The organism is Onishia taeanensis, from assembly GCF_013349955.1.
In the GTDB taxonomy this organism is placed as follows: Bacteria; Pseudomonadota; Gammaproteobacteria; order Pseudomonadales; family Halomonadaceae; genus Onishia; species Onishia taeanensis_B.
This window is the reverse complement of record NZ_JABVXC010000007.1, coordinates 73,476-97,331: the sequence shown is the minus strand read 5'-3', so window position 1 is coordinate 97,331 and position 23,856 is coordinate 73,476. Positions and strand designations below refer to the sequence as shown.

Here is a 23,856-nt window from a genome sequence, read left to right as displayed (position 1 = left end):
ACGATTCAGATATGTGCAAAATCATACCATCAACTCCATGAACCGCTGGTTACAGTCATTGACTTGACAGATATGGCGTGGATGATCGTTGAAACTCAGCGAAGCGCCACTCTTCAGGACGCCAAGATGATCAATGTCAGGGTCACACGCAGTGCCCAGGTGCCGGACCCGTTGCGGATCCGACGCTGCCAAAAGACGCCCGAACTCGGTCCACGCTTGCTCTTCTTCAGCGGGGGGTCAGCACTCAACGGCCTGTCTAAGAATCTGCAGCACTACACCCACAACTCGATTCACCTGGTCACACCATTCGACTCCGGCGGCAGCTCCGCCAAGCTGCGCGATGCGTTTCGCATGCCGGCCATCGGTGACCTGCGCAGTCGCCTGATGGCACTGGCCGATGACTCGATACTTGGGCATCCCGAGGTATACCGCCTATTTCAATATCGCCTGCCCAAGGACCAGTCACCTACAGAGCTGGAGCGGATGCTGTCGGCACTGGCCGATGGCAGCGACCCGCTGATGCGCGACATCGCCAACCCCATGCGCAAGCTGATTCGCCACCAGCTAGGCTATTTCTGCGCCGCCAAGCCGGACGACTTCGACCTGCGCGGGGCCAGTATCGGCAACCTGATCCTGGCCGGCGGTTACCTCAACAATCATCAGCACCTGGACCCGATCATCTTCCTATTTTCCAAGCTGGTGCATGTGCGCGGCACGGTTCGGGCCATCGTCAACCGGGATTATCACTTGGCGGCCAAACTGGAAAACGGCGAGACCCTGCTTGGACAACACCGCCTCACCGGCAAGGAGGTGGTACCGCTCAGCTCGCCGATCGTCGGCCTCGGGCTATCCCGACAGCCGGAGGCTCATGTGCCCGTCACCGCCAAACTGCGCGAGAAGAACCGCCGACTGATCGCGTCGGCAGAGCTGATCTGCTTTCCACCCGGCAGTTTCTACTCGAGCCTGATCGCCAACCTGCTGCCGGCAGGCGTGGGTCAGGCAATCCGCGACAATGCCAGCCCCAAGGTATTCATTCCCAATACCGGGGTCGATCCCGAGCAGCTCGGCATGAGTCTCGAGCGCCAGCTCGATACGTTGCTGGACCAGTTGCGCCTGGATGCCGGCGAAACCGCCACGACCGACGAGCTGCTGAACTTCGTGCTCCTCGATAGCCGGCGCGGCGACTATGCATTGGAGCTCACAATCGAGGAACTGGCCGCCCGCTGGGCCGAGCGGGGCATCACGATGATCGATACTCGGCTGATCAGCGAAGACAGTGCGCCCTATTACGATAATGACCTGCTGACCTGCGCCCTGCTGTCACTGGTTTGACTAGCCTAGCGGGACATGTGATAGCCCATAGCACGGAAGGCATTGCAACGTGCCGGAACGGCAAACGCTCAGGCAAGACACCTGAAAAGGAGCTCTACTACCGGGCACCTACAAAAAACCCGCGGCGCATTGCGCCGCGGGTCCTCGATCATGATAGCGGATTGATGGATAGCGACCCGACGGGGCTCAGTTACAGGGCACCACGTTACGCTGGGTGTCCAGCGCCCACAGCGTCTTACCGTCCGGCGTCTTGCCCTGCTCGCTCCAGGTCTCGGTGACCTTGACGCAGTAGGAGCCGAGGTTTTCGGTCTTGACCTGTGGATCCGCCGGGCGCTCGTTGCCGATGCGCATGATATCGGGGTTCTGGCTGGTGTAGTTGGGCGCGATGGCGCCGCCGGCACAGCCGGCGACCAGAGTAGTCAGCGCCAGCAGGGCAAGGATAGGAGTGAAACGCATACGAATTTACCTCATGTGAAGGATCACTGAGCCATGCGTGACGTTAGCGCGATGAGTTTGCCGGGCACGACCTGAATCCATGGGCGCCGCCTCAGGCAACGTGGAAGGACTCTACCCCCTTGCATGAGGCAGGCCAAACGTCGCCCTTCACCGACACCGGCGGCGGATGCAGGCAGCGGCGAAAATGCTACAATCTTTTGCTGATTTCATGGTCATCACGTCAGGGACGATGCCCGGCAGCGGCGGTTGCTGCCTAGACGAGGCCTCTTCGTCCCTCACGCACTACGTTACGGGAACCCCGCGCCACTATGTCGAACTCCGCGTCGAACTCCGCAAGCCATTCACGCAAGATCCTGGTCACCAGCGCCCTGCCCTACGCCAACGGTGCGATCCACCTCGGCCATCTGCTGGAATACATTCAGACCGATATCTGGGTGCGCTTTCAGAAAAGTCGCGGGCACCAGTGCCACTATGTCTGCGCCGACGATGCCCATGGCACCGCCATCATGCTGCGCGCCGAACAGGAAGGCATCACGTCTGAGGCCCTGATCGAGCGCGTTTCCCGCGACCACCAGGACGACTTCGCCCGCTTCGGCGTGGGGTTCGACAACTATCACTCGACTCACTCAGCGGAGAACCGCCATTTCAGCGAGCTGATCTATACCCGGCTTCGCGACAAGGGACATATCGCGACCCGTGACATCGAGCAGATGTATGACCCGGTCAAGGGCCTGTTTCTTGCTGACCGATTCATCAAGGGCACCTGCCCAAAGTGCAAGACCGATGATCAATACGGCGATAACTGTGAAGCTTGCGGCGCGACCTACACGCCAGCAGAGCTGATCGACCCGGTCTCGGCCATCTCCGGCGCCACCCCCGAGGTGAGGAGCTCCACCCACTATTTCTTCAAGCTGCCTGACTTCGCCGATTTCATGCAGGGGTGGATCAATGACGGCCATGTGCAGCCGCAGATCCGCAACAAGCTGCTGGAATGGTTCGAATCCGGCTTCAACGAGTGGGATATCTCCCGCGATGCCCCCTATTTCGGCTTCGAGATCCCCGGTGCACCGGGCAAGTACTTCTACGTATGGCTCGATGCGCCGATCGGCTACCTGGCCAGCTTCCAGAATCTCTGCGAGCGCGAAGGTCTGGATTTCGACAGCTACTGGCAGCCGGATTCCGACGCCGAGATCTATCACTTCATCGGCAAGGACATCGTCTACTTCCACGCCCTGTTCTGGCCGGCCATGCTGCACGGCGCCGACTTCCGCACGCCGACGGCGGTCAACTGCCACGGTTTCGTCACCGTCAACGGCGCCAAGATGTCCAAGTCCCGTGGCACCTTCATCAAGGCCGCCACCTATGCCGACTACCTGAACCCTGAGTATCTGCGTTACTACTTCGCCGCCAAGCTGACCGCCGGGGTCGATGACCTGGATCTCAACCTCGAAGACTTCGCCGCTCGGGTCAACGCCGACCTGGTGGGCAAGGTGGTCAATATCGCCAGCCGCTGTGCCGGCTTCGTCAAGAAGCTCGGCGGCGGGCAGCTAAGCGCCCACTGCGCGGAGCCCCAGCTAGTGGCTCGTTTCATCGCCGCCGGCGATGCCATCGCCGAGGAGTTCGAGGCCCGCGAATTCGGCCGCGCCATGCGCCGCATCATGGAGCTCGCCGACGAGGCCAACACCTATATCGCCGAGGCCGAGCCCTGGGTGCTTGCCAAGCAGGAAGGCCGCGAACAAGAAGTGCTCGACATCTGCTCGGTGGGCATCAATCTGTTCCGTCAGCTGATGGTCTATCTCGCCCCGGTGGTGCCCGGTATGGCCGATGATGCCAAGGCCTTCCTGCAGCTCGAGTTGCTTAACTGGGAAAGCCGCCGCGAGGTATTGCTGGATCACCAGATTGCCAAGTTCAAGCCGCTGATGACGCGCATCGAACGCGACAAGATCGATGGCATGATCGAGGCCTCCAAGGAAGACCTCGCCGAGGAGAAAAAAATGAAAGAGACCGCCAAGGGGCCGCTGGCCGATGACCCCATTGCCGAAGAAATCGGCTTCGCGGACTTCAGCAAGGTCGACCTGCGCATCGCCCGCATCGCCAAGGCCGAGTATGTCGAAGGCGCCGACAAGCTACTCAAGCTGACCCTGGATCTGGGCGGCGAGACCCGCACCGTCTTTTCCGGCATACGCAGCGCCTATGCACCGGAAGCTCTCGAGGGGCACCTGACCGTCATGGTCGCCAACCTGGCGCCGCGCAAGATGCGCTTCGGCATCTCGGAAGGCATGGTGCTGGCGGCCGGCACGCCCTCTGACAAGAACGCGGGCATCTACCTGCTAGAACCCCATGCCGGGGCCGAGCCAGGACAGCGTGTGACCTGAAGCACGACCTATACTTTATAGCCTGTACTTTATGACCTGTTCCATATGGTGACCTGTACAACATGACCGAGACGACATGACCGGGACGACGGACGCGTCCTATCCATGAATCAATGCGCGCAGCCAAGGCTGCGCGTTTTTCATTCCCACCATCAGGCATTCAAGCAAAGGCCTCGTCAGCCGATACACGGATATCTACCCAAGCATCCATTGATCACTCAGGCGACATGACAGGCTCCCAGCGCCTGGACGCCAACCTGGTGGAATACTCATGCTCTCAGCACTGCATTCTCTGCGTTACCGTTTTGTCTTCGCCTTGCTTGGGTTGTTGATCATGGCGCTGGTGGTCCTGGTCGCTTTCACCCGCTTCACCCTCATGCCGGAGTTACTCGAGGATGAGTCCACTCAGGCCCATGAGGCCCTCGATAGAGCACAGCGCGCCATCGACAATGAAATGCTCCACCTGGAATTGCTCAGCATGGACTGGGCCAGCTGGGATGACAGCTACCAGTTCATGCGCGACGGCAACCAGCACTTTCTGGCCTCCAATCTAGGCGATACCTCCATCTTCCAAGATGCCGACCTCAGCATGATCGCTTTCATGAAGCCATCGGGACAGCTCTACTGGTTGAGCGGCATTGATCCGATGAGTGGGGAAGCGCAGGGGTGCGCCGCCCTCGATACGCAATGCCAGTGGGCCCGCCCCTTCCTCGAAACCCTGAGGACACGCATTGCGAGCAGTGCAGCACAAGAGGGCCTTACCTGGCTGCAGGCATCTCCTCAGAAGGCCTTGGTCAGCGTTCAGCCCATCCTGCACAGTGACGGCAGCGGCCCCCTCAGGGGGTGGCTCGCCATGGTGCGCCCGATGAGCGAAGAATGGCTAACCAAGCTACGCAACAGCACGGGGCTGGCAATCAAGGTGCAACACTCGACCGATGGAGCGCAGCCGCACAAGCTGGAACGCCTCGACGACGAGACCATGCGTGCCAGCCGGCTCATTTCGGCGGCCCCAAGAGGCGAGCAACTCTCCATTGATGTCGACTTGCCGCGCCAGCGCCTCAACAGTCGCATCGAAGCGATGAACCTCGGGCTCTCCTGGACCCTGAGCCTGGTGGTACTACTGCTGCTTTTGGTGCTGTGGATGCTCGAGCGCATGGTGCTGAACCCGCTTCGACTGTTCGCGATCTTTACCCGTCAAGTTCGGCGCCCGGAGCGTACCGATGTCCCCGCGTCACTCCTGAAGCGGCGCGACGAAATAGGCATTCTGGCTCGTCAATTCCAGCAACTGCTCGAGTTTCAACGTCAGCAGAGGGCTGAACTGGTCGAGCTCTCCGAGCGCGACCCGCTTACCGGCCTGGCCAACCGGCGTCGCTTCGATGACCACCTGACAACGTCGATGAAGATGAATAAGCGACGCAAGCAGCCGACAGCCCTGATGGTCATTGACATCGATCACTACAAGGCTTTCAACGATCAGTATGGCCACCCGGCTGGCGATGCCTGTCTGCAGGCGCTAGCCAAGGTGATGAGCGCACATTTCCATCATCCCAAACAACTGATAGCACGCACCGGCGGCGAGGAATTCATGGCGGTGCTGCCCAACACCTCTCTGCAAGCCGCCGTCGAGTCGGCCAATCGTCTGCGGGCTGACATCGAGGCACTGGGGATTCCACACTCGGGAAAAGTAGTGACCATCAGCGCCGGCGTTGCCTGCAGTACTCCTGCCGAGACTCTGAGCGCCGAGCAGCTGATCGAGGCCGGCGACCAAGCGCTCTACGCCGCCAAGGATTCAGGACGCAACCAGGTCATAGCGTCCAAGGATCTTGACTGGGCATAAGGCTGACGGGCGGCCCGGTATGACGCGTCCTCCCGCCGCGCTATAATTCTCGCTTTGACGTCGTCGTTGCTCGACGGCGCCCATCATGGTTATCCACTTCTCGCTGCATGGGCGGGCTATGACCCACTATTTCCTGATCCTGGTCAGCACGGCGCTGGTCAACAATTTCGTGCTGGTGCAGTTTCTCGGTCTCTGTCCCTTCATGGGCGTCTCCAACAAGCTGGAGTCCGCGATGGGCATGTCGCTGGCCACCACCTTCGTGCTGACGCTGTCCTCGGTGGCAAGCTATCTGACCTTTCATTATCTGCTGGCACCGCTGGGGCTCGAGTACCTGCGCACCATTGCCTTCATCATGGTGATCGCCGTGATCGTGCAGTTCACCGAACTGATGGTGAAGAAGGTAAGCCCGCTGCTTTATCAGGTGCTGGGCATTTTCCTGCCGCTGATCACCACCAACTGCGCGGTGCTCGGCGTGGCGCTGCTGTCACTCAACCGTCAGTCGAGCTTCATGGAAGCCGCTCTCTACGGCTTCGGCGCGGCATTGGGCTTCTCATTGGTGTTGGTGCTGTTCGCCGCCATGCGCGAACGCCTGGCGGTGGCCGATGTCCCCCGCCCCTTCCACGGCGCCGCTATCGCCATGATCACGGCGAGCTTGATGTCGCTGGCCTTCATGGGTTTCTCGGGGCTCGTGCAGGTAGGGCAGGGCTGAATGATGCTGGAATGGATCAATGACCACGGCATGCTTGCCGCCATCTTCGCGCTCGCCGGCCTGTCGGTGGCCTTCGGCGCTCTGCTGGGCTACGCAGGCGAGCGCTTTCGCGTCGAAGATGACCCGGTGGTTGAGCGCATCGACGCTCTGCTGCCCCAGACTCAGTGTGGCCAGTGTGGCTACCCCGGCTGCAAGCCTTACGCCGAGGCCATCAGCCAAGGCGATGTAATTAACAAATGCCCACCCGGCGGCGACGCCACCATCGCCGCTCTGGCCGATCTGCTGGGCCGTGAGGCCACACCGCTGGACGGTGAGGCGCAGGATGCGCCGCGGGTCGCCTATATTCGCGAAGACGAGTGCATTGGCTGCACCAAGTGCATTCAGGCCTGTCCGGTCGATGCGATTCTCGGCGCCGCCAAGCACATGCACACCGTGATCGCCGACGAGTGCACCGGCTGCGACCTCTGCCTTGACCCCTGCCCGGTGGACTGCATCGACATGATTCCTCGCGACGACGACGTCGACGCCTGGCGGCCACCGTTGCCGGCGGGTCCCGGCCATCGCCCGACTGCCTTGCTGATTGCCAGTGACCGGGCTCAGCCATCGCACACAACCCGCCAGGAGGCCTCCCATGGTTAAGGCCTTCGACTTCCCCGGTGGGATTCATCCTCCGGCGCGCAAGGCAGCCTCCACCCAGCACCCCATCGCGACGGCCGCCCTGCCCCGTCGGGTGATGCTGCCGCTGGGCCAGCACGTCGGCCAGCCTGCCGAGCCCTGCGTGGCAGTGGGCCAGCGGGTCGCCACCGGGACCCGGGTGGCCCGAGCACAGGGCCTGATCAGCGCCGATGTGCATGCCAGCATCACCGGCGAAGTCATCGCCATAGAGCCTTACCCGGTACCTCACCCCGCCGGCCTCAATGAGCTCTGCATCGTGATCGAGGGCGACGGCATCCGCGACGACTGGGCGCTGCTGCCATCACTCGACTGGCACAGCGCCGCTGACGACACCCTGTACGCCCGCCTCAACGCCTCCGGCGTGGTGGGCCTGGGTGGCGCGGGCTTCCCCACCCAGGTGAAGGCTCGGGTGCGCGAGCGTCACGCCATCGACACCCTGATCGTCAATGCCGCCGAGTGTGAGCCCTATATCAGCGCCGATGACATGACCCTGCGCGAGCATGCCGCCGACGTGCTGGAAGGCGCCCGGCTGATAGCAAGGCTGAGCGGCGCTCAGCGCATCATCATCGGCATCGAAAATGACAAGCCCGAGGCGATCTCAGCCTTGAACAGGGCCATCGCGGCCGCCAACACGGAAACCGTCGAGGTCACCCTCAAGGATTTCCCTGCCCGCTATCCTAGCGGCGGCGAAAAACAGCTGATCAAGCGGCTGCTCGGTCGCGAGGTGCCGAGTCGCGGCCTGCCGGCTGATGTCGGCGTGCTGTGCCACAACCCCGGTACCCTGCGTGCCGCTCTGCAGGCAGTACGCGACGGGCGCCCGCTGGTGTCGCGCATTGTCACCCTGACCGGTGAGGCCCTGACACGCCCCGGCAACGTCGAGGCGCGTCTGGGTACGCCCATGATTGAGCTACTTGCCGCCGCCGGTCTCGATGAGGCCCGCCTCGCCCGGCTGGTGATGGGCGGGCCGATGATGGGCATCGAGCTCTCGCGCCTCGAGCTACCCTTGGTCAAATCCAGCAACTGCCTGATCGCCGCCACTCTCGATGAGCTGCCACCGCCACCCGTCGAGCAGCCCTGCATCCGCTGCGGCGCTTGCGAGGACGCCTGCCCCGCCGGCCTGCTACCTCAGCAGCTCTATTGGTTCGCCAAGTCCCGGGAACACGACAAGGCAGAACTGTTCAATCTCTTCGACTGCATCGAATGCGGCGCCTGCAGCTTCGTCTGCCCGAGCCACATTCCGCTGGTGGATTACTATCGTGCCGCCAAGAGCGAGATTCGCGCCCAGGCCTTCGAGGCTCGCAAGGCCGAGCATGCCAAGCATCGCTTCGAGTTTCGCCAAGCCCGCATCGAGCGTGAAGCAGCCGAAAAGGAAGCGAGGCGCCAGGCGCGAGCCCAGGCCGCTAAACGCCCCAGTGGCATCGCCGCCAATTCCACCACACCCGTTCCCGGCTCAACGGGGCGCGGCCATGACCAGCCGGCGGCAGCGGATACCGACCTCAAGTCCCTGCGCATCGCCCAGGCCGCGGCCAAGGCCGCCGTACGCAAGGCCGAAAAGGTCCTCGCCCGGGTCAGCCAGTCGACGGGCAGCAAGGGGCAGCAGCAAGGACAGAGTGATGGCGAAATCGAAGATCTCGAGGTGCAGCTTGCCACCGCCCGGGAGAATCTCGCCGCCATCGAAGCGCGTCTGGCCGCGGCCAAGGATGCTGCGGCAGACGCCACCCAAGAGCCGGCCCCACAAAGGCGATCACCGGACACCGATCAGGAGCGCACCCCATGAGCCTGATGCACCAGAGCCAGGTGAGCCGACAGCCCACCGACACCGGCCGGGTCATGACCTGGCTGCTGCTGGCCACCCTGCCCGGCATCGCGACCCTCACCTGGCACTTTGGCCTGGGCGTGCTTTCCAACGTGCTGCTGGCCGGTGCCTTTGCTGCCGGCCTGGAGGCACTGGTACTGCGCCTGCGCCGCCGCACGGTTCGCCCGGTGCTCGCCGACAATAGCGCCCTGGTGACCGGCGTCTTACTCGGCGCTTCACTGCCACCGGGCACCAGCCTATGGCTGATCCTGGTCGGCATGGTGGCGGCCATCGTCGTCGCCAAGCAGCTCTACGGCGGCCTTGGCCAGAACCCCTTCAACCCGGCGATGGTGGGCTACGCGCTACTGCTGATCAGCTTTCCGGCGGCCATGACACAGTGGGCCGCCCCCCATGGGCTGCTAAGCCCGGACGGTCTGTCATTGGGCGAGCTGCTGGCCCGCGTCACTGGCACGAGCTCTGGCATGAACAGCGGCACCGGCGTTGATGCCTGGAGTGGCGCCACACCACTGGACGCCTTCAAGCACAAGCCCGATGCCCTGCTCGCCAGCGAGTTCTGGGCCTCGAATCCCTTGCCCGACGGCACCCAGGCGGCCTGGCGAAACGTGGCCCTGGCCTGGCTCGCCGGCGGTGCGCTGCTGCTCTACAAGCGCCTGATCGGTTGGCAGATCCCGCTGTCGATGCTCGCTGCCATGGGCGTGCTGGCCAGTTTCCTGTATGCCGTCGACCCCAGTCACCATGGCTCGCCGGCCTTTCACTGGCTGAACGGCGCCGCCGTGTTCGGCGCCTTCTTTATCGCCACCGATCCGGTCAGTGCGGCAACCAGCCGCAAGGGCAAGCTCTACTACGGCGCCGGCATTGGCGTGCTGGTGATGCTGATCCGTGAAACCGGCGCCTACCCGGATGCGGTGGCCTTCGCCGTGCTGCTGATGAACTTCACCGTGCCCTTCATCGACTACTACACCCAGCCCCGCACTCAGGGCCATGCCCGGCCCAATCGCGGCATCAAGGTCACCAGGCTCGACGACGAGGAGGCTTCATGAGCACGCCCTCTCATCGCCAGGATGCGCCGCAAGACGATGCCTCCCGTTCCCAGACTCGCCCCAGTGCGCCAATGCGTCGCGCCATTCTCAGAGCCGCCGTGGGCCTGGGGCTCTTTGCCATGCTCACCGCAGGCATCGTCGCCGGTACACGCGCCTTGACCGCCGAACGCATCGCGGATAATCGCCAGGCAAGCCAACACGACCAGCTTATAGAGGTATTGCCTGAGGCCCTGGCCGGCCTCGAGATCCAGCGCCTTGTCGACTCCGCCTTCACGCTGCCGGCGAGTCCTGTGCTAGGCCAGACGGCTCCCTTCACCGCATGGCGAGCACCCGGGAAAGCCCGCCAAGAGCAAAGCAGCCAGGACGCCGCCGTGGTGCTGCCGGTGATCGCCCCCAACGGCTACAGCGGTGACATCGCCCTGCTGGTAGGCATCACCGCGTCGGGTACCATCAGCGGGGTGCGGGTGACTCGCCACCAGGAAACGCCTGGACTGGGCGATGCCATCGAGTCACGCAAGAGCGACTGGATCGAAGACTTCACCGGTCGCAGCCTCAGCGACCCCGGGCCCGGCGGTTGGGCGGTGACCAAGGACGGCGGCGATTTCGACGCCTTTACCGGCGCCACCATCACCCCTCGCGCCGTCATAGAAGCCGTGCATCGCAGCCTTGGCTATGTGCGCGACCACCATGAGCGCCTGTTTGGCGACATGCCCGACACACCAGCCCCCGACGCCGAACAGCAGGAAGCAACCCCATGAGCCAGTTCAATGAACTCGCCCGCAACGGCCTATGGTCCAACAACCCGGCGTTGGTGCAGCTGCTGGGCCTGTGTCCGCTGCTCGCGGTCAGCGGCAGCGTCGTCAATGCCCTGGGCCTGGGGCTCGCCACTCTGCTGGTACTGGTCGGCTCCAATGTCTCGGTGTCGCTGATCCGCCATCATGTGCCCGAGACGGTGCGTCTGCCGGCGTTCGTGATGATCATCGCCGCCTTCGTCACCTGCGCCGACCTGCTGATGCAGGCCTACACCTATCAGCTGCATCAGATACTCGGCATCTTCATTCCACTGATCGTCACCAACTGCGCAATCCTTGGCCGTGCCGACGGCTTTGCGGCCAAGAACCCGGTACTGCCGGCGGCCACCGACGGCCTGATGATGGGGCTCGGCTTCGCCGCCGTACTGGTCGTACTGGGCGCGGTGCGCGAGCTTTTTGGCCAGGGCACCCTCTTCACCCAGATGGACCTGCTGCTAGGGCCTATTGCCGCCGATTGGGGCATCACCGTTTTCCCCCATTACGACTTCCTGTTCCTGGTGCTGCCGCCGGGGGCCTTTTTCGCCACGGGACTGCTGATCGCCCTGAAAAATCTGGTCGATGATCGCAAGGCGCGCCTTCGTGCGACGCACCAGCCACAGAGCCCCTCCGAGAGTCGGCGAGTCAGAGTCACCGGCACCATCCGCTGAGCCTCACCCGACATCACAACGACAGACGCCGCGACGACAGCCACTACCCTCGGGAATAGCAAAACGGAACCCTCATGAACGCCCATAAACGCCACGAGATATTCACCCGCCTGCGCAAGCACATGCCCGAACCGACCACCGAGCTGAACTGGAGTACGCCCTTCGAGCTGCTCGCCGCGGTGCTGCTGTCGGCTCAGGCCACGGATGTCGGCGTCAACAAGGCCACTGCGCGACTTTTCCCGGAGGCCAACACTCCCGAGGCGATCCTCGCGCTGGGACTTGATGGCCTCAAGGAACACATCAAGACCATCGGGCTATACAACACCAAGGCCGAGAATCTGATGAAGACCTGCCAACTGCTGGTCGAGCGTCACGGCGGCGAGGTACCGACCACCCGCAAGGCCCTGGAAGCCTTGCCGGGTGTCGGGCGCAAGACCGCCAACGTCATCCTCAATACCGCCTTTGGTCAGCCCACTATTGCCGTCGACACCCATATCTTCCGGGTCTCGAACCGAACCGGCATCGCGCCCGGCAAGGACGTGCTCGAAGTCGAGAAGAAACTGCTGCGCCATGTGCCACGGGAGTTTCGCCAGGATGCCCACCACTGGCTGATCCTGCACGGTCGCTATACCTGCGTGGCACGCAAACCGCGCTGTGGCAGCTGCGTGATCGAGGACTTATGCGAGTTTGCTGATAAAGTAGATATCGGTTGAGTCGTCGTACTTCCTGGCGGCGCGTCATTCACCAACATGATCCCTAGGGACGCCCATGACCTGGCTCAAGTACCTGCTCTTGCCCCCCGTCATCAACGTACTGCTGGGCGTTTTGGGGCTGATCTTCTGGCGCCGCCTGCCCTGGCTGGGGGGCATCCTGCTACTTCTCGGCGTGGGCGGCCTGTTGTGGCTTGCCACCCCCACCGCCAGCCATTGGCTGCGGGCCAGCCTGGAACCCTACCCGGTAGTGACGCAGGAGGAGCTGGAGTCGACCCAGGCCATTGTGGTGCTGGGCGGTGGCCGTGACTACCAGAGCCCCGAGTTCGGCTGGGGCGATACGCCCAACAACGCTACCTGGCGACGCCTCGCCTATGCCGCACGCCTGCACCGGCTCAGTGGCCTGCCCCTGATGGTCAGTGGTGGGCGGGTACATGGCGAGGCACGTGCCGAGGCCACACTGATGAAACGGGCATTAAGGGACAGTTTTGGGATCGAGACCACCTGGGTGGAAACCCAGAGCCGAAATACGGCGGAAAATGCTCGCTTCAGCGCGGCAATGCTGCAACAGGAAGGGATTCATCGGGTGGCGCTGGTGTCCCAGGCCTGGCATTTGCCACGGGCCGTGCGCGAATTCGAGGCCGCGGGGCTAAGCGTCCTGCCCGCCCCTACCGAATTTGCCAGCCCGCCGCCAGACAGCCTCTGGGCCTGGCTGCCCCGCGCCTACCATCTACGCCAGAGCACCCAGGCGCTTCATGAGTGGCTTGGCCGGGGCGTGTTCGAGATTCGCGACTGGCTGGCAAATGATGTCGCAGGACTACGCGACGAGATCATCAGCGGCTGGACCGAGACAGCGTCAACCGACGCCTAGGCGCCCCGGCTGAGCGAGTGGTTGCGACCGAACAGGGCGCTAAGGTCGATGGCGCCGCTGGGGGCATGAAGATCGAGCAGCGCCTCGAGGCAGCTCAGGTGCGTCTGCACCCTGGCGCGGGCGGCATCGGGCTGCCCTGCGACCAGCGTTGCCAACAGGTCGTCATGATCGCCTTCTAGGTAGCAGGACGCCAGGTCCGACGGCTTGTAAAGCGCGATGACGATAGAGGTTCTCAAGATCAGCTCGCGAAGCATGGCACCCAGGGTGCGGTTGGGGGAGTGCTCAGCCAGGCAATGATGGAAGGCCAGCGACTCCTCGATGCGCCGCTCTTCGTCTCCTTGGATGAAGGCGGCCTTCTCCGCCTCGACCAAAGCCGCGAGACGCTGCCGCACCGTCGGGGGCAAGGACCCGGTCAGTAGCGCCACCACCTCACCCTCGATCAGGCGACGCGCGGCGAATATCTCGCGAGTCTCGTCGACATCGGGAGACGCCACCCGCGCCACCTGATTGGGCCGCTGTACCACGACATGGTTGGCGACCAGTCGGGTCAGCGCCTTGCGCACCACCGATCGACTGACACCGAAGGCCTCGCCCAACGCCACCTCGGGCAACCGAGTGCCCGGCGGCAGGCGCTGCATCAACACCGCCCGACGGATCTGTTCGACGATTTGTTCATCGCTGACGCGACTGCCTACCCAGGTATTGCTGCCATAAACTTCGCGTTGCCAACTACCGCTCATACTCGCCGTCCGTCTGGGTCACGCCCCGCTAAAAGCGCGCCACTGTCTCATACTGTCTAATGTGAAAACCTAAACGTAACAACGTCCAAGTGAACTGAAGTGGCCTGGGCGGCCACCTGACCGGGCGGCCATTGTATACCGACGCTGTATAACGAGTCAGCTTAGCGACAAATCCCGCAACCCTTGAGAATCAGCCGGCACAGGAAGTCGGTGATTTCTTGGTAGTCCTGTTCGCCCAAGGCATCGCGCCCGGTGATACCCAGCACCTGGGGTTCGAAATCGGCATAGTGCTGTGTCGCCGACCAGATCAAAAAAATCAGCCATACCGGGTCCACCGGGTCCATCAGCCCACGCTCGGCCCATTGATCGAAGACCCTGGCCCGCGCCTGCACCCAGTCGCGCAACTCGCCGCGCAGGTAATCCTGCAGGAAGGGCGCACCGCCGAGCACCTCGGCGGCGAACAGTCGCGAGCCACGAGGATGCGCCCGGGTCAGCGCCATCTTGCTGCGGATGAAGGCTTCCAGCACCTCGGCCGGATCGTCATCGACGCTGATATCGTCAAGCATGGCATTCCAGCGCGCCATCATGCGCTCGAGCAACGCCACATAGAGGCGCCGCTTGCTACCCACGTAGTAAAGCACATTGGACTTGGGCAGCCCCGCCGCCTCGGCAATCGCCTGCACGCTTCCGCCCCGATAGCCATGCTGGGCAAAGACCGCCTCGGCGGCCTCGAGAATCGTCTCCTCGTTGCGTTGGCGAATCGCCGAGGCCTCGCTGTCCCCGGCGCTGGATCTTGAACTGGCACTGGAGCTGATCGGCGCACTGCCGACCTCGGAAATCACCGTCATCGCAGGTCTCACGGTAGTGATCAGGAAACTATCGGCCAAGCAAGCATCAGCCAGGACCGGGCGCTCAGCTTGCCGCAGCCAGTGAAAGCCGGCAACGGCCACATCTGAGCCCTTGCACTGTCGGACGCTTTGCGCCAACCTTTTATTATCTTGACCATTTGGTCAAGAGCGTTCCAACAATAACAACCGGGAACCGCGTGATGATCGATTTCCATCTCAATGGCGAACCCCAGTCGCTTGACGGCCTCCCCCCGGACACCAGCGTGCTGGAGTTGCTTCGCACGCGCCTTGACGCAACCGGCACCAAGGAAGGCTGCGCCTCCGGCGATTGCGGTGCCTGCACCGTGGCGATCGGCGAGCCAGACGGACATGGCAACCTTCGCTATCACAGTGCCAATGCCTGCATTCTGCCGGCCCATCAGCTCAAGGGCTGTCACCTGGTCACCGTCGAGGGCCTGGCCAAGGGCGATGTCCTGCATCCCGCCCAGGCCGCGATGGTCGACTGTCATGCCAGCCAATGCGGCTTCTGCACCCCAGGCATCGTGATGTCGCTGTTTACCCTGTATGAGGCCAGCTCCCATGAGTCCGGTAGCCAACCAGCCACGCTTGCCCCCTATTCTCAAGCACGCCTCGAGGCCGCCCTGGGCGGCAACCTGTGTCGTTGCACCGGTTACCGGCCCATCCGCGACGCCGCTCAAGCCATGCTGGCTTACCCGGCCGATCAGCGCTGCGTTACTTGGGACGCAAGTGAACATCTGGCCGCCCGGGTGGCGGAAAGCGCTCAGGACAGCCCGGTCGACGGCAGCCTCTATCATCGCCCCAAAAGCCTTGCCGAGCTGTTCGCCCTGCGCCGAGACCACCCCAGTGCACGTCTGGTGGCCGGTGCCACCGACCTGTGGCTCGAGCGCACCCAGCAGCTCAAGGTACTGCCGGAGCTAATCGACCTGCGCAACCTAGCCGAGCTTCAGGTGCTCGAAGAACACGACCAGGGGCTGCATATCGGCGCCGCCGTGACCTACGCCCGGTTCGAGCCGGTGTTCGAGGCGCACTTCCCGGCCTTCTCCCGGCTGCTGCACCGCTTCGCTTCCTCGCAGATTCGTCATCGCGCCACCCTGGGTGGCAACGTCGCCAACGCTTCCCCCATTGGTGACGGCCCCCCGGTACTCTTGGCCCTGGATGCCAGCTTGGTGCTCGAGGGGCCCGAGGGCGCCCGCGAGCTGCCGGCTCAGGAATTTTTCCTCGACTACCGGCAGACGGCGCTGGGAGCTCAGGAAGTCCTGGGTGAGATCCGGCTGCCCTGGCTGCCCGAAGGGCGCCAGCTCAAGGTATGGAAGCTCTCCAAACGCCGCGAGGACGACATTTCCGCCGTTCTCGGCGCCTTCAGTTGGCAGCTAGAGGAGGGTCGACTGCGCAACGTCCGGCTGGCCTTCGGCGGTATGGCAGCGATTCCGGCCCGTGCCCGAGGCGCCGAGGCCGCGTTGGAAGATCAGCCACCCTCCCCGGCAGCCTTCGCCGCCGCCAGGCAAGCCCTCGATAACGACTTCAAGCCCTTGAGCGACGTACGCGGCTCGAGCGCGTATCGCCGCCTCGCCGCCGCCAATCTGCTCGAGCGATTGCGGCTCAAGATCGTCACCTCCACCTCACAAGGCGCGAACACGCCAAACACTCCGGCCATGGAGGTGACGCTCGATGCGTACGCTGACTAAGCTATCTGTTGCTGCTTCTTCGCCCGACATGGCTAGCGAGGCGTCATCTGTCGATGCCAATAGCGCCGATAGCAAAAGCGCCGATGGCAAGCGCGTCGATGGCAAGCGCGTAGATAACAAGGCGGCGCAGCAACATGAGAGCGCCATCAAGCACGTTACCGGGCGCGCCACCTATATCGACGACCTGCCGGCACCGGCCAAGGCACTGCATATTGCGCTTGGCCTGTCGCCGGTGGCCCATGGCCGTCTTGAGCGGCTCGATCTCGATCCAGTTCGGGCCATGCCGGGCGTGGTCGATGTCATCACCTTCCATGACGTACCGGGCCACACCGACATCGGCCCGGTCTTTCCCGGCGACCCGCTCTTCGTCGAAAATGAGATCAGCTACGCCGGCCAGTGCCTGTTCGCCGTAGCCGCCGAAAGCCACGACGCCGCCCGCCGCGCCGCCAAGGCCGCGATCATCGAGATCGACGAGCAGCCGGCGAGCCTGGACCCGGTAGCCGCTGCCGAAAAGAATGACCTGGTGCGCCCCACCCACGTTCAGCAGTCCGGTGACTGGCAGCAGTCGCTGGATAACGCCCGGCATATCGTCTCGGGAGAGCAGTTCATCGGCGGCCAGGAGCATTTCTACCTGGAAGGTCAGGCCTGTCTGGTCACCCCCAGCGAGGACGAAGGTGTGGTGGTGCATACTTCGAACCAGCACCCCAGCGAGACCCAGAAGCTGGTCGCCGAGGTGCTGGGCATTGCCTTCCATGCGGTGACCGTGGAAGTACGTCGGATGGGTGGTGGCTTTGGTGGCAAGGAGACCCAGGCCTCTCCCTGGGCCTGCATCGCCGCGCTGATTGCCCGTCGCACCCAACGCCCGGCTCGGCTGCGGCTGTCCCGGGGCGACGACATGCGCCTTACCGGCAAGCGCCACCCCTTCCATAGCCGCTACCGGCTGGGAGTCGATGACAACGGCGTCATTCAGGGCGGCGACATGACCCTGATCGGGGACTGCGGCTACTCGCCGGATCTTTCCGAGGCGATCGTCGACCGCGCCATGTTCCACGCCGACAACGCCTATTTCCTGGGCGCGGCGCGCGTCACCGGACACCGGGCGCGCACCCATACCGCCTCCAATACCGCCTTCCGCGGCTTCGGGGGTCCCCAGGGCATGATGCTGATCGAGCAGGCAATGGACGATATCGCCCACCGCCTGGGCGAAGACCCGCTGACCATTCGCAAGCGCAACCTCTACCGCCCGGGGCGTGCAACGACCCACTACGGCCAAGAGGTGGAACAGCTCGACCTGCTGCATACCCTGATCGGCCAACTCGAATCGAGCAGCGACTACTGGGTGCGCCGCGACGAGATCAGCGCCTACAATGCCCGAAGCCCGATCATCCGGCGCGGCCTGGCGCTGACGCCGGTGAAGTTCGGCATTTCCTTCACCGCCAAGCACCTCAACCAGGCCGGCGCCCTGCTGCACGTCTATACCGACGGTAGCGTGATGATCAATCACGGCGGTACCGAGATGGGCCAGGGACTACACACCAAGGTCTGCCAGGTAGTGGCCCGCGAACTGGGGCTCGCTCTGTCATCTGTGCGCATCAGCGCCACCCGCACCGACAAGGTGCCCAACACCTCGCCCACCGCCGCCTCCAGCGGCGCCGACCTCAACGGCCAGGCGGCCCGGGACGCGGCGCTCACGCTACGCGAGCGGCTGTTCGCCTTTGCCCTGGAGAACCTGTGGCCACAGGCCGGGCTGAAGCTTGACGACCTGCAGCTGAAAGACGGCATGCTGATGGCGGGCAGCGGCGAAGAAAGCTACCGCATCACCTGGGGCGAGCTGGTCCAGGCGGCCTACATCGGCCGCGTCTCGCTCTCGGCCCAGGGCTTCTATTCGACGCCGCTCATCCACTACGACCGGGAGGCCGCCAAGGGCCGGCCCTTCTACTACTTCGCCTATGGCGCGGCGGTCAGTGAGGTTGCCGTGGACAGCCTGTCCGGCGAGTACCAGGTAACGCGGGTGGATATCCTGCACGACGTCGGCGACTCCCTGAACCCGGCGATCGATATCGGCCAGATCGAGGGCGGTTTCATTCAAGGCATGGGCTGGCTGACCAGCGAGGAGCTCAAGTGGAATGACGCCGGGCGCCTGCTCAGCGACGGCCCCGCCACCTACAAGATTCCCGCCTTCGGTGACCTGCCGGCGACCTTCAACGTCGAGTTGCTCAAGGGACACCCTAACTCTCAGGCGAGTATCTATCGTTCCAAGGCCGTGGGCGAGCCGCCCTTCATGCTGGCGATTTCGGTCTGGTCGGCGCTGCGCGATGCGCTTGCGAGCCTTGCCCCCGGCGGGCAATGTCCGCGGCTGGATACGCCGGCCACCCCGGAACGGGTGTTGATGGCCATAGCGGCAATGCAAGACCATGGTGACAAGCACCCTGCGGGCAACTCCCGGGAGGACGATGCCCATGTCCAGGCCTGAGGCCGACGCCGGTCGCTTCCAGATGGCCAGCCACTGGCATGCCGCCCTGCACCGGCTTCAGGAAGACGCCCAGCCCCATGTGCTGGCGACCCTGGTCGGTGCTGCGGGTTCAACGCCCCGTGAGCCCGGCACCAAGATGGTCATCACGCCAGAGGCCAGCTTCGACACCCTGGGCGGCGGCACCTTCGAGTTCCAGGTGATCGCCGCCGCTCGGCAAGCCCTGACCCGAGGCGACACGGCACCAAGCCTCGAGGCCTTTCCGTTAGGCGGCCGCTCCGGCCAATGCTGCGGTGGCTATGTGCATGTGCTGATCGAACCCTTCGCCGGTGCCGAGCGACGTATCGCCCTGTTCGGCGCCGGCCATGTCGGCCAGGCCCTGGCGAGTCTGATCGCCCCACTGCCCTGGCGCCTGGACTGGTTCGACAGCCGCCCGGATGCCTTCCCGCCATGGGCCGCGTGCGAGCCGGGACCAGCACGCCTGCGGCTTCATTCAAGTGGGGCCGAGCCGGCGGCGATCTCAGCCGCCGCGCACTCGCTGTCGCCGGGCAGCGATATTCTGGTGATGACCCATGACCACGGCCAGGACCTGGCGCTCATCGAGGCCTTGCTGGAGCGTCACGACCTGGCCTCGATCGGCCTGATCGGCTCCGCCAGCAAGTGGGCAAGCTTCAAGCGCCGGCTCACCGAGGCCGGCCATGATGCTGACGCCATCGCGCGCGTGCGTTGCCCGATCGGCATTGCCGGCGCCGACGGCAAGCGCCCCTACGAGATCGCCCTTGCCGTGGTAGCCGAGTTGATGACGCTGGCCTCTGCCCGACCAGATGCGCCGGATAGACGCGGCATTGCCCCCGATACACTGCGCCAGGCCTTCGGCCCGGACCGCTAAGTGCTCAGATCGCCAGGCACTGACTTTAACTCTCGATAACCCCCTGGCCCGCTACATCTTTGACTACCGCTGGAGATGATTCCTCATGACCGACCCCCGCCCCACCATGCGCGTGCTGCGAGGCCCCCTGGTGCGCTTTCTCGACGACCCTGGCGAAGACGACCAGCCGGCGCCGGGCAGCCTGTCCTATCTTCAGGACGGCGCCCTCTGGCTCGAGGATGGCCGGGTGCGGGCCGTGGCAAGCTATCACGAGCTGGCACCCCAGCTGCCGACCGGCATCGAGGTGGTGGACTACGCCGGCAAGCTGATGATGCCGGGCTTCATCGATACTCACGTCCATTATGTGCAGCTCGACATCCTGGCCTCCTACGGCCGCCAGCTGCTCGACTGGCTCAACGATTACACCTTCCCGGAGGAGTGCCGTTTCGCCCAGCGCACCCACGGTGAAGCCGTGGCCGAGGTCTTCCTCGATGAGCAGTTGCGAGCCGGCACCACCACCGCACAGGTATTCTGCAGCTCGCACCCCCAGTCGGTGGAGGCCTTCTTCACCGCCGCTCAGCGCCGTGGGCTGCGCATGCTGGCCGGCAAGGTGCTGATGGATCGCAACGCCCCGGCGGCACTCACTGACACCGTCGCCAGCGGTGTGGCCGACAGCGAACGGCTGATCGCTGACTGGCACGGCAATGACCGGCTCGGCTATTCACTGACCCCGCGTTTCGCACCCACCTCAACGGCCGCCCAGCTAGAGGCAACCGGCGCTATTCTCAGGGCCGCTCCGGACCTGCACCTGCAGACGCATCTGGCCGAGAATGCCGGTGAAGTTGCCTGGGTGGCCGAGCTGTTCCCCGAACAAAAAGACTATCTCGGGGTCTATGAGCGCTATGGTCTGGTCGGCCCCACCAGTACCTTCGCCCATGGCATTCACCTGGATCAGGCGATGCGCGAACGACTGGCCGGAGCCGGTGCCAATATCGCCTTCTGCCCCACCTCGAACCTCTTCCTCGGTAGCGGCCTCTTCGACCGGCTGGCATGCCGAGAGGCGGGGCTTGCCACCAGCCTTGCCAGTGACGTCGGCGGTGGCACGGACCTTTGCGGTTTCGCCACTCTCAAGGCCGCCTATCAGGTCGGCCAACTGCTCGGCCAGCCGCTGACCGCCTGGCAGGGCTTCTACCGCCTGACGCTTGGCAATGCCCGGGCGCTGCATCTCGACCGCCACATCGGCGCCCTGCAAGCCGGCCAGGAAGCCGATATCGTGGTGCTCGACCCGGCGGCCACGCCGTTGCTGGAACGCCGCACGGCACGTATCGGCAATACAGCAAGCCTGGAGCCATCGAGCCTCGGGGAGCTTCTTTTCGCCCTGATGATGCTCGGCGATGATCGCAGCGTCTTCGCCACCTGGAGCGGCGGCGAGTGCGTGCATAGGCGCTAGGCAAATAGCCAGGGGCTAGGATCTAGGGCTACAGCTGCTGCATCCACTGCCTGATGCGGTGACGTTGGCGCCGGCTGGAAAGCCGCTGCGTGTCCAGGCCATTGGGGGTGAGCTGAGGATCATCGCCCTCTAGGTCGAGGCGAAAGCTCCTCCTCGCGCCGACAGGATTGTCCTCGGAACCATAGATGGCGACGACCCTGATTTCGAGGGTTTGATAGCTGCTAGGTGGTAGGTCACCTCGACCATCGGCATCGAGACCATGCTGGGCAGTGAGATGCTCGAGAATATTCCTGAAGCTGCCAACGTGCAGGTAGTCGCCCGAATCGAGTGGCCCCTGGTGGCTGCGATAGTGTTGCTGCTCGCGCTCGGACTGCTGATAGTCAACGAGGTCGAGCTGCCTTTCCCCCTCATCGGTCTTAAGCACCGCAATGATATGCTGAACGAAAATCGCTTCCGCGCTCATGTTGCTGATCAGGCAAAGGGAAGACAGCTTCTTGCCGCTGCCACGGTTGATGATGATCCGCGGGCGCCGCTGGCGAACATAGCCGTTGTAGAGCAGTTGCGCATAGAAGACCCAGATCAGTAATGTCAGGATGCCGGTAACGGCACTGATCGCGCCGGAATTCTGGGTGAGCCACTCCATTTAACCCCCATCTCCCTGGCAAGTTTCCGCTGCGCTTGCGACAGCGCACGCTAGGTAACGACTCTGGCCTGCGCTGGCCGAGCCCTCGGACAGCTCTCCTTGCCCCGCTAACAACCTTCGCCTGATTTCTTGCCTGGCCATCGCTCGCCAAATGGCACAGCCGTTCAACCGCTGGCCAGCAACTTGACCCCAAGTCCCGACAGGCAGATGCCGACGACTCTCTCGATCCACCGCCGGGTCCTGCGTATACGTGCCTGGATGACAGGTAATGTGAGGAAGACGGCCACCACGGAGAACCAAGCCATGTGACAAACAATGACATAGAGACCATAACCAAGCTCGGCACCCAACGTCGTTTGTGGCGAGACGACCTGACTGAACAAGGAAACGATAAACAACATGGTCTTGGGATTGAGGGCATTACAAGCAAAGCCCATCCAGAATGCGGAGCCACCATCGGGCTGCTCCGCCAACACGGCTTCACCGCCGCCACCCGTGCTCTGATTGGCATGCCCCGACAGGCGGGCCTTGATATCGGGCCAGAACGCCGAAAAGCCCAACCAGATCAAGTAACCGGCCCCCAGGTAGCGCAGTGTCGTCAGCAGCCAAGCCTCCCCAGCGAATACCACGCCCAACCCGAACAGGGTATAAGTCAGGTGGACCGAAACACCGCAGCCAATGCCGATCGCGCACCATACGCCAGCACGCCGCCCACGTATCACCGCGATGCGCGTAACCATAGCAAAATCGGGGCCTGGACTGAGAACAGCCAAACAGGTGATCACTGCAACAGCAAGAATCTCGGTCTGGGCAAAGTTGAACATGTCTCTTCCCTTGTGTGGCCTTCGGGACGAGTATGAAATAGACCCGGTATGCGAAAAATCGAAAATAACTCGGACACGTTGTGAGCGATCTTCACAGAAAGAGACACCTGCCTCCCTTGGCACCATTACCCGCCTTCGAAGCGGCCGCCCGTCATCAGAGCTTCTCGCGCGCCGCCGAAGAGTTGCACCTGACCCATGGAGCGATTAGCCGAGCCGTTGCCCAACTCGAGCAGCGCTTGGGAGTTCAGCTCTTCGTCCGCCGCCACCGCAGGGTATACCTAACCCTCGCGGGAGAACGGTTCCAGCGGGTTGCAAGTGAGGTGCTCGATCGCCTCGACGAGACGGCCGAAGCACTACGCCGGCATGAGGGCAGCTCACCCATTCTGACCATCTCCTGTGAACCCAGCCTGGGAATGCGTTGGCTAATGCCCCGACTGGGAGCATTTCGCACACTGAACCCCGATCTCAATATCGACCTACGGCTGGCGGGCGGCCCTATCGACTTGCTCGCAGACGGATGTGACGCCGCGATTCGCCACACCAACTTCGTCTTGCCTGAAGAGAATACCGTCACCCGACTATGGGCCGAGTACGCCGGACCGGTTTGCGCCCCCGACTGCTGGGAAACGGTCATTGGCCGCGACCTTTCTCGGGCGAGATGGCTGCACAGCCGCACTCGGCCAGAGGCGTGGCGAGAGTGGCAACGGGAAAGCGGTTATTGCGGTTCGCCATCCAGCGAGCAGTTCTTCGATCACTTCTTCTTCGCCTTGCAGGCGGCAGTGGACCGCTTAGGGACCGCGATCGGCCCGCTACCACTGGTCAACGATGACCTGCAGGCAGAAAGACTCATCGCGCCTCTGGGCATGGTGGCGACGGGGTATGACTACGTGCTGCTCACCAAGGACTCGCCCGACACGGATCCCCGCATCGTGCGCTTCTCCAACTGGTTGATACAGCAGGCAAAGGATCTCTCGACTGGGACAGGTCGACTCCCTTCCGCCCCTCCTTGACGGAGCCTTCTAGACCA

General features: G+C 63.5%; 21 protein-coding genes. 16 read left to right on the top strand and 5 right to left on the bottom strand.

Going from position 1 to position 23,856, the window contains the following annotated elements; translation table 11 throughout:
* Positions 1-126 precede the first annotated feature (126 nt).
* Complete coding sequence (locus tag HUS66_RS10185; RefSeq protein ID WP_175070801.1) at positions 127-1,332, top strand: GAK system CofD-like protein; 1,206 nt, start codon at positions 127-129, stop codon at positions 1,330-1,332.
* Between the two features lie 186 nt (positions 1,333-1,518).
* On the opposite strand, the gene HUS66_RS10180 is transcribed toward HUS66_RS10185, so the two are convergent.
* Positions 1,519-1,788, bottom strand: a complete 270-nt coding sequence (locus tag HUS66_RS10180; RefSeq protein WP_175070800.1) for a hypothetical protein — start codon at positions 1,786-1,788, stop codon at positions 1,519-1,521.
* Between the two features lie 308 nt (positions 1,789-2,096).
* On the opposite strand from HUS66_RS10180, the gene metG reads away from it, so the two are divergent.
* The 10 genes from metG to HUS66_RS10130 all read left to right on the top strand — a co-directional run bounded on the left by metG (position 2,097) and on the right by HUS66_RS10130 (position 13,280).
* Positions 2,097-4,163: a methionine--tRNA ligase gene (gene metG / locus HUS66_RS10175; RefSeq protein ID WP_175070799.1), complete on the top strand. Its 2,067-nt coding sequence runs from the start codon at positions 2,097-2,099 to the stop codon at positions 4,161-4,163.
* Between the two features lie 271 nt (positions 4,164-4,434).
* Complete coding sequence (locus HUS66_RS10170) at positions 4,435-6,000, top strand: GGDEF domain-containing protein (RefSeq protein WP_175070798.1); 1,566 nt, start codon at positions 4,435-4,437, stop codon at positions 5,998-6,000.
* 118 nt (positions 6,001-6,118) lie between these two features.
* Positions 6,119-6,709 (top strand): electron transport complex subunit RsxA, encoded by a 591-nt coding sequence (rsxA, locus tag HUS66_RS10165; protein WP_175070797.1) that lies wholly within the window; start codon positions 6,119-6,121, stop codon positions 6,707-6,709.
* A gap of 3 nt (positions 6,710-6,712) precedes the next feature.
* Positions 6,713-7,348 (top strand): electron transport complex subunit RsxB, encoded by a 636-nt coding sequence (rsxB, locus tag HUS66_RS10160; RefSeq protein WP_175070866.1) that lies wholly within the window; start codon positions 6,713-6,715, stop codon positions 7,346-7,348.
* Entirely contained in the window at positions 7,341-9,161 is a 1,821-nt protein-coding gene (gene rsxC, locus HUS66_RS10155; RefSeq protein WP_175070796.1) for an electron transport complex subunit RsxC, read from the top strand. Before rsxB ends, rsxC begins: the two co-directional genes overlap by 8 nt.
* Positions 9,158-10,240 carry an RnfABCDGE type electron transport complex subunit D gene (locus tag HUS66_RS10150; RefSeq protein ID WP_175070795.1) on the top strand — a complete coding sequence of 361 codons (1,083 nt, stop codon included), beginning with the start codon at positions 9,158-9,160 and terminating at the stop codon, positions 10,238-10,240. Before rsxC ends, HUS66_RS10150 begins: the two co-directional genes overlap by 4 nt.
* Positions 10,237-10,998, top strand: coding sequence for an electron transport complex subunit RsxG (gene rsxG / locus HUS66_RS10145; RefSeq protein WP_254628788.1), 762 nt, complete (start codon positions 10,237-10,239; stop codon positions 10,996-10,998). Before HUS66_RS10150 ends, rsxG begins: the two co-directional genes overlap by 4 nt.
* On the top strand, positions 10,995-11,699 hold the full coding sequence (locus tag HUS66_RS10140; RefSeq protein ID WP_175070794.1) for an electron transport complex subunit E: 705 nt from the start codon (positions 10,995-10,997) through the stop codon (positions 11,697-11,699). The genes rsxG and HUS66_RS10140 overlap by 4 nt, the downstream gene beginning before the upstream one ends.
* A 74-nt stretch (positions 11,700-11,773) precedes the next feature.
* Entirely contained in the window at positions 11,774-12,412 is a 639-nt protein-coding gene (nth, locus tag HUS66_RS10135; protein ID WP_175070793.1) for an endonuclease III, read from the top strand.
* 55 nt (positions 12,413-12,467) lie between these two features.
* Positions 12,468-13,280 (top strand): YdcF family protein, encoded by an 813-nt coding sequence (locus HUS66_RS10130; protein WP_175070792.1) that lies wholly within the window; start codon positions 12,468-12,470, stop codon positions 13,278-13,280.
* On the opposite strand, the gene HUS66_RS10125 is transcribed toward HUS66_RS10130, so the two are convergent.
* Positions 13,277-14,020 carry a GntR family transcriptional regulator gene (locus tag HUS66_RS10125; RefSeq protein WP_175070791.1) on the bottom strand — a complete coding sequence of 248 codons (744 nt, stop codon included), beginning with the start codon at positions 14,018-14,020 and terminating at the stop codon, positions 13,277-13,279. The genes HUS66_RS10130 and HUS66_RS10125 overlap by 4 nt on opposite strands.
* Before the next feature lie 161 nt (positions 14,021-14,181).
* Positions 14,182-14,868, bottom strand: a complete 687-nt coding sequence (locus HUS66_RS10120; RefSeq protein ID WP_175070790.1) for a TetR/AcrR family transcriptional regulator — start codon at positions 14,866-14,868, stop codon at positions 14,182-14,184.
* A 200-nt stretch (positions 14,869-15,068) separates the two neighbouring features.
* On the opposite strand from HUS66_RS10120, the gene xdhA reads away from it, so the two are divergent.
* The 4 genes from xdhA (at position 15,069) to guaD (ending at position 21,362) form a co-directional block, all read left to right on the top strand.
* Positions 15,069-16,574 (top strand): xanthine dehydrogenase small subunit, encoded by a 1,506-nt coding sequence (gene xdhA / locus HUS66_RS10115; protein ID WP_175070789.1) that lies wholly within the window; start codon positions 15,069-15,071, stop codon positions 16,572-16,574.
* Complete coding sequence (xdhB, locus tag HUS66_RS10110) at positions 16,558-19,047, top strand: xanthine dehydrogenase molybdopterin binding subunit (protein WP_175070788.1); 2,490 nt, start codon at positions 16,558-16,560, stop codon at positions 19,045-19,047. Before xdhA ends, xdhB begins: the two co-directional genes overlap by 17 nt.
* A complete protein-coding gene (xdhC, locus tag HUS66_RS10105; protein WP_254628787.1) occupies positions 19,034-19,933 on the top strand; it encodes a xanthine dehydrogenase accessory protein XdhC in 900 nt (299 codons plus the stop codon). Before xdhB ends, xdhC begins: the two co-directional genes overlap by 14 nt.
* An 85-nt stretch (positions 19,934-20,018) precedes the next feature.
* Entirely contained in the window at positions 20,019-21,362 is a 1,344-nt protein-coding gene (gene guaD / locus HUS66_RS10100; protein WP_175070787.1) for a guanine deaminase, read from the top strand.
* Between the two features lie 28 nt (positions 21,363-21,390).
* Here the strand turns inward: guaD and HUS66_RS10095 are convergent, their stop codons facing one another.
* On the bottom strand, positions 21,391-22,005 hold the full coding sequence (locus HUS66_RS10095) for a hypothetical protein (protein WP_175070786.1): 615 nt from the start codon (positions 22,003-22,005) through the stop codon (positions 21,391-21,393).
* A 164-nt stretch (positions 22,006-22,169) separates the two neighbouring features.
* Positions 22,170-22,829: a LysE family translocator gene (locus HUS66_RS10090; RefSeq protein WP_175070785.1), complete on the bottom strand. Its 660-nt coding sequence runs from the start codon at positions 22,827-22,829 to the stop codon at positions 22,170-22,172.
* Between the two features lie 116 nt (positions 22,830-22,945).
* Here HUS66_RS10090 and HUS66_RS10085 point away from each other — a divergent pair, with 116 nt between their 5' ends.
* Positions 22,946-23,839, top strand: a complete 894-nt coding sequence (locus HUS66_RS10085; RefSeq protein ID WP_254628786.1) for a LysR substrate-binding domain-containing protein — start codon at positions 22,946-22,948, stop codon at positions 23,837-23,839.
* Positions 23,840-23,856 lie beyond the last annotated feature (17 nt).

Excerpts from the sequence above, each read along its gene's own strand:
- HUS66_RS10185 (WP_175070801.1), top strand. The coding sequence starts at position 127 with ATGATCAATGTCAGGGTCACACGCAGTGCCCAGGTGCCGGACCCGTTG.
- HUS66_RS10180 (WP_175070800.1), bottom strand. The coding sequence starts at position 1,788 with ATGCGTTTCACTCCTATCCTTGCCCTGCTGGCGCTGACTACTCTGGTC.
- metG (WP_175070799.1), top strand. The coding sequence starts at position 2,097 with ATGTCGAACTCCGCGTCGAACTCCGCAAGCCATTCACGCAAGATCCTG.
- HUS66_RS10170 (WP_175070798.1), top strand. The coding sequence starts at position 4,435 with ATGCTCTCAGCACTGCATTCTCTGCGTTACCGTTTTGTCTTCGCCTTG.
- rsxA (WP_175070797.1), top strand. The coding sequence starts at position 6,119 with ATGACCCACTATTTCCTGATCCTGGTCAGCACGGCGCTGGTCAACAAT.
- rsxB (WP_175070866.1), top strand. The coding sequence starts at position 6,713 with ATGCTGGAATGGATCAATGACCACGGCATGCTTGCCGCCATCTTCGCG.
- rsxC (WP_175070796.1), top strand. The coding sequence starts at position 7,341 with ATGGTTAAGGCCTTCGACTTCCCCGGTGGGATTCATCCTCCGGCGCGC.
- HUS66_RS10150 (WP_175070795.1), top strand. The coding sequence starts at position 9,158 with ATGAGCCTGATGCACCAGAGCCAGGTGAGCCGACAGCCCACCGACACC.
- rsxG (WP_254628788.1), top strand. The coding sequence starts at position 10,237 with ATGAGCACGCCCTCTCATCGCCAGGATGCGCCGCAAGACGATGCCTCC.
- HUS66_RS10140 (WP_175070794.1), top strand. The coding sequence starts at position 10,995 with ATGAGCCAGTTCAATGAACTCGCCCGCAACGGCCTATGGTCCAACAAC.
- nth (WP_175070793.1), top strand. The coding sequence starts at position 11,774 with ATGAACGCCCATAAACGCCACGAGATATTCACCCGCCTGCGCAAGCAC.
- HUS66_RS10130 (WP_175070792.1), top strand. The coding sequence starts at position 12,468 with ATGACCTGGCTCAAGTACCTGCTCTTGCCCCCCGTCATCAACGTACTG.
- HUS66_RS10125 (WP_175070791.1), bottom strand. The coding sequence starts at position 14,020 with ATGAGCGGTAGTTGGCAACGCGAAGTTTATGGCAGCAATACCTGGGTA.
- HUS66_RS10120 (WP_175070790.1), bottom strand. The coding sequence starts at position 14,868 with ATGACGGTGATTTCCGAGGTCGGCAGTGCGCCGATCAGCTCCAGTGCC.
- xdhA (WP_175070789.1), top strand. The coding sequence starts at position 15,069 with ATGATCGATTTCCATCTCAATGGCGAACCCCAGTCGCTTGACGGCCTC.
- xdhB (WP_175070788.1), top strand. The coding sequence starts at position 16,558 with ATGCGTACGCTGACTAAGCTATCTGTTGCTGCTTCTTCGCCCGACATG.
- xdhC (WP_254628787.1), top strand. The coding sequence starts at position 19,034 with ATGTCCAGGCCTGAGGCCGACGCCGGTCGCTTCCAGATGGCCAGCCAC.
- guaD (WP_175070787.1), top strand. The coding sequence starts at position 20,019 with ATGACCGACCCCCGCCCCACCATGCGCGTGCTGCGAGGCCCCCTGGTG.
- HUS66_RS10095 (WP_175070786.1), bottom strand. The coding sequence starts at position 22,005 with ATGGAGTGGCTCACCCAGAATTCCGGCGCGATCAGTGCCGTTACCGGC.
- HUS66_RS10090 (WP_175070785.1), bottom strand. The coding sequence starts at position 22,829 with ATGTTCAACTTTGCCCAGACCGAGATTCTTGCTGTTGCAGTGATCACC.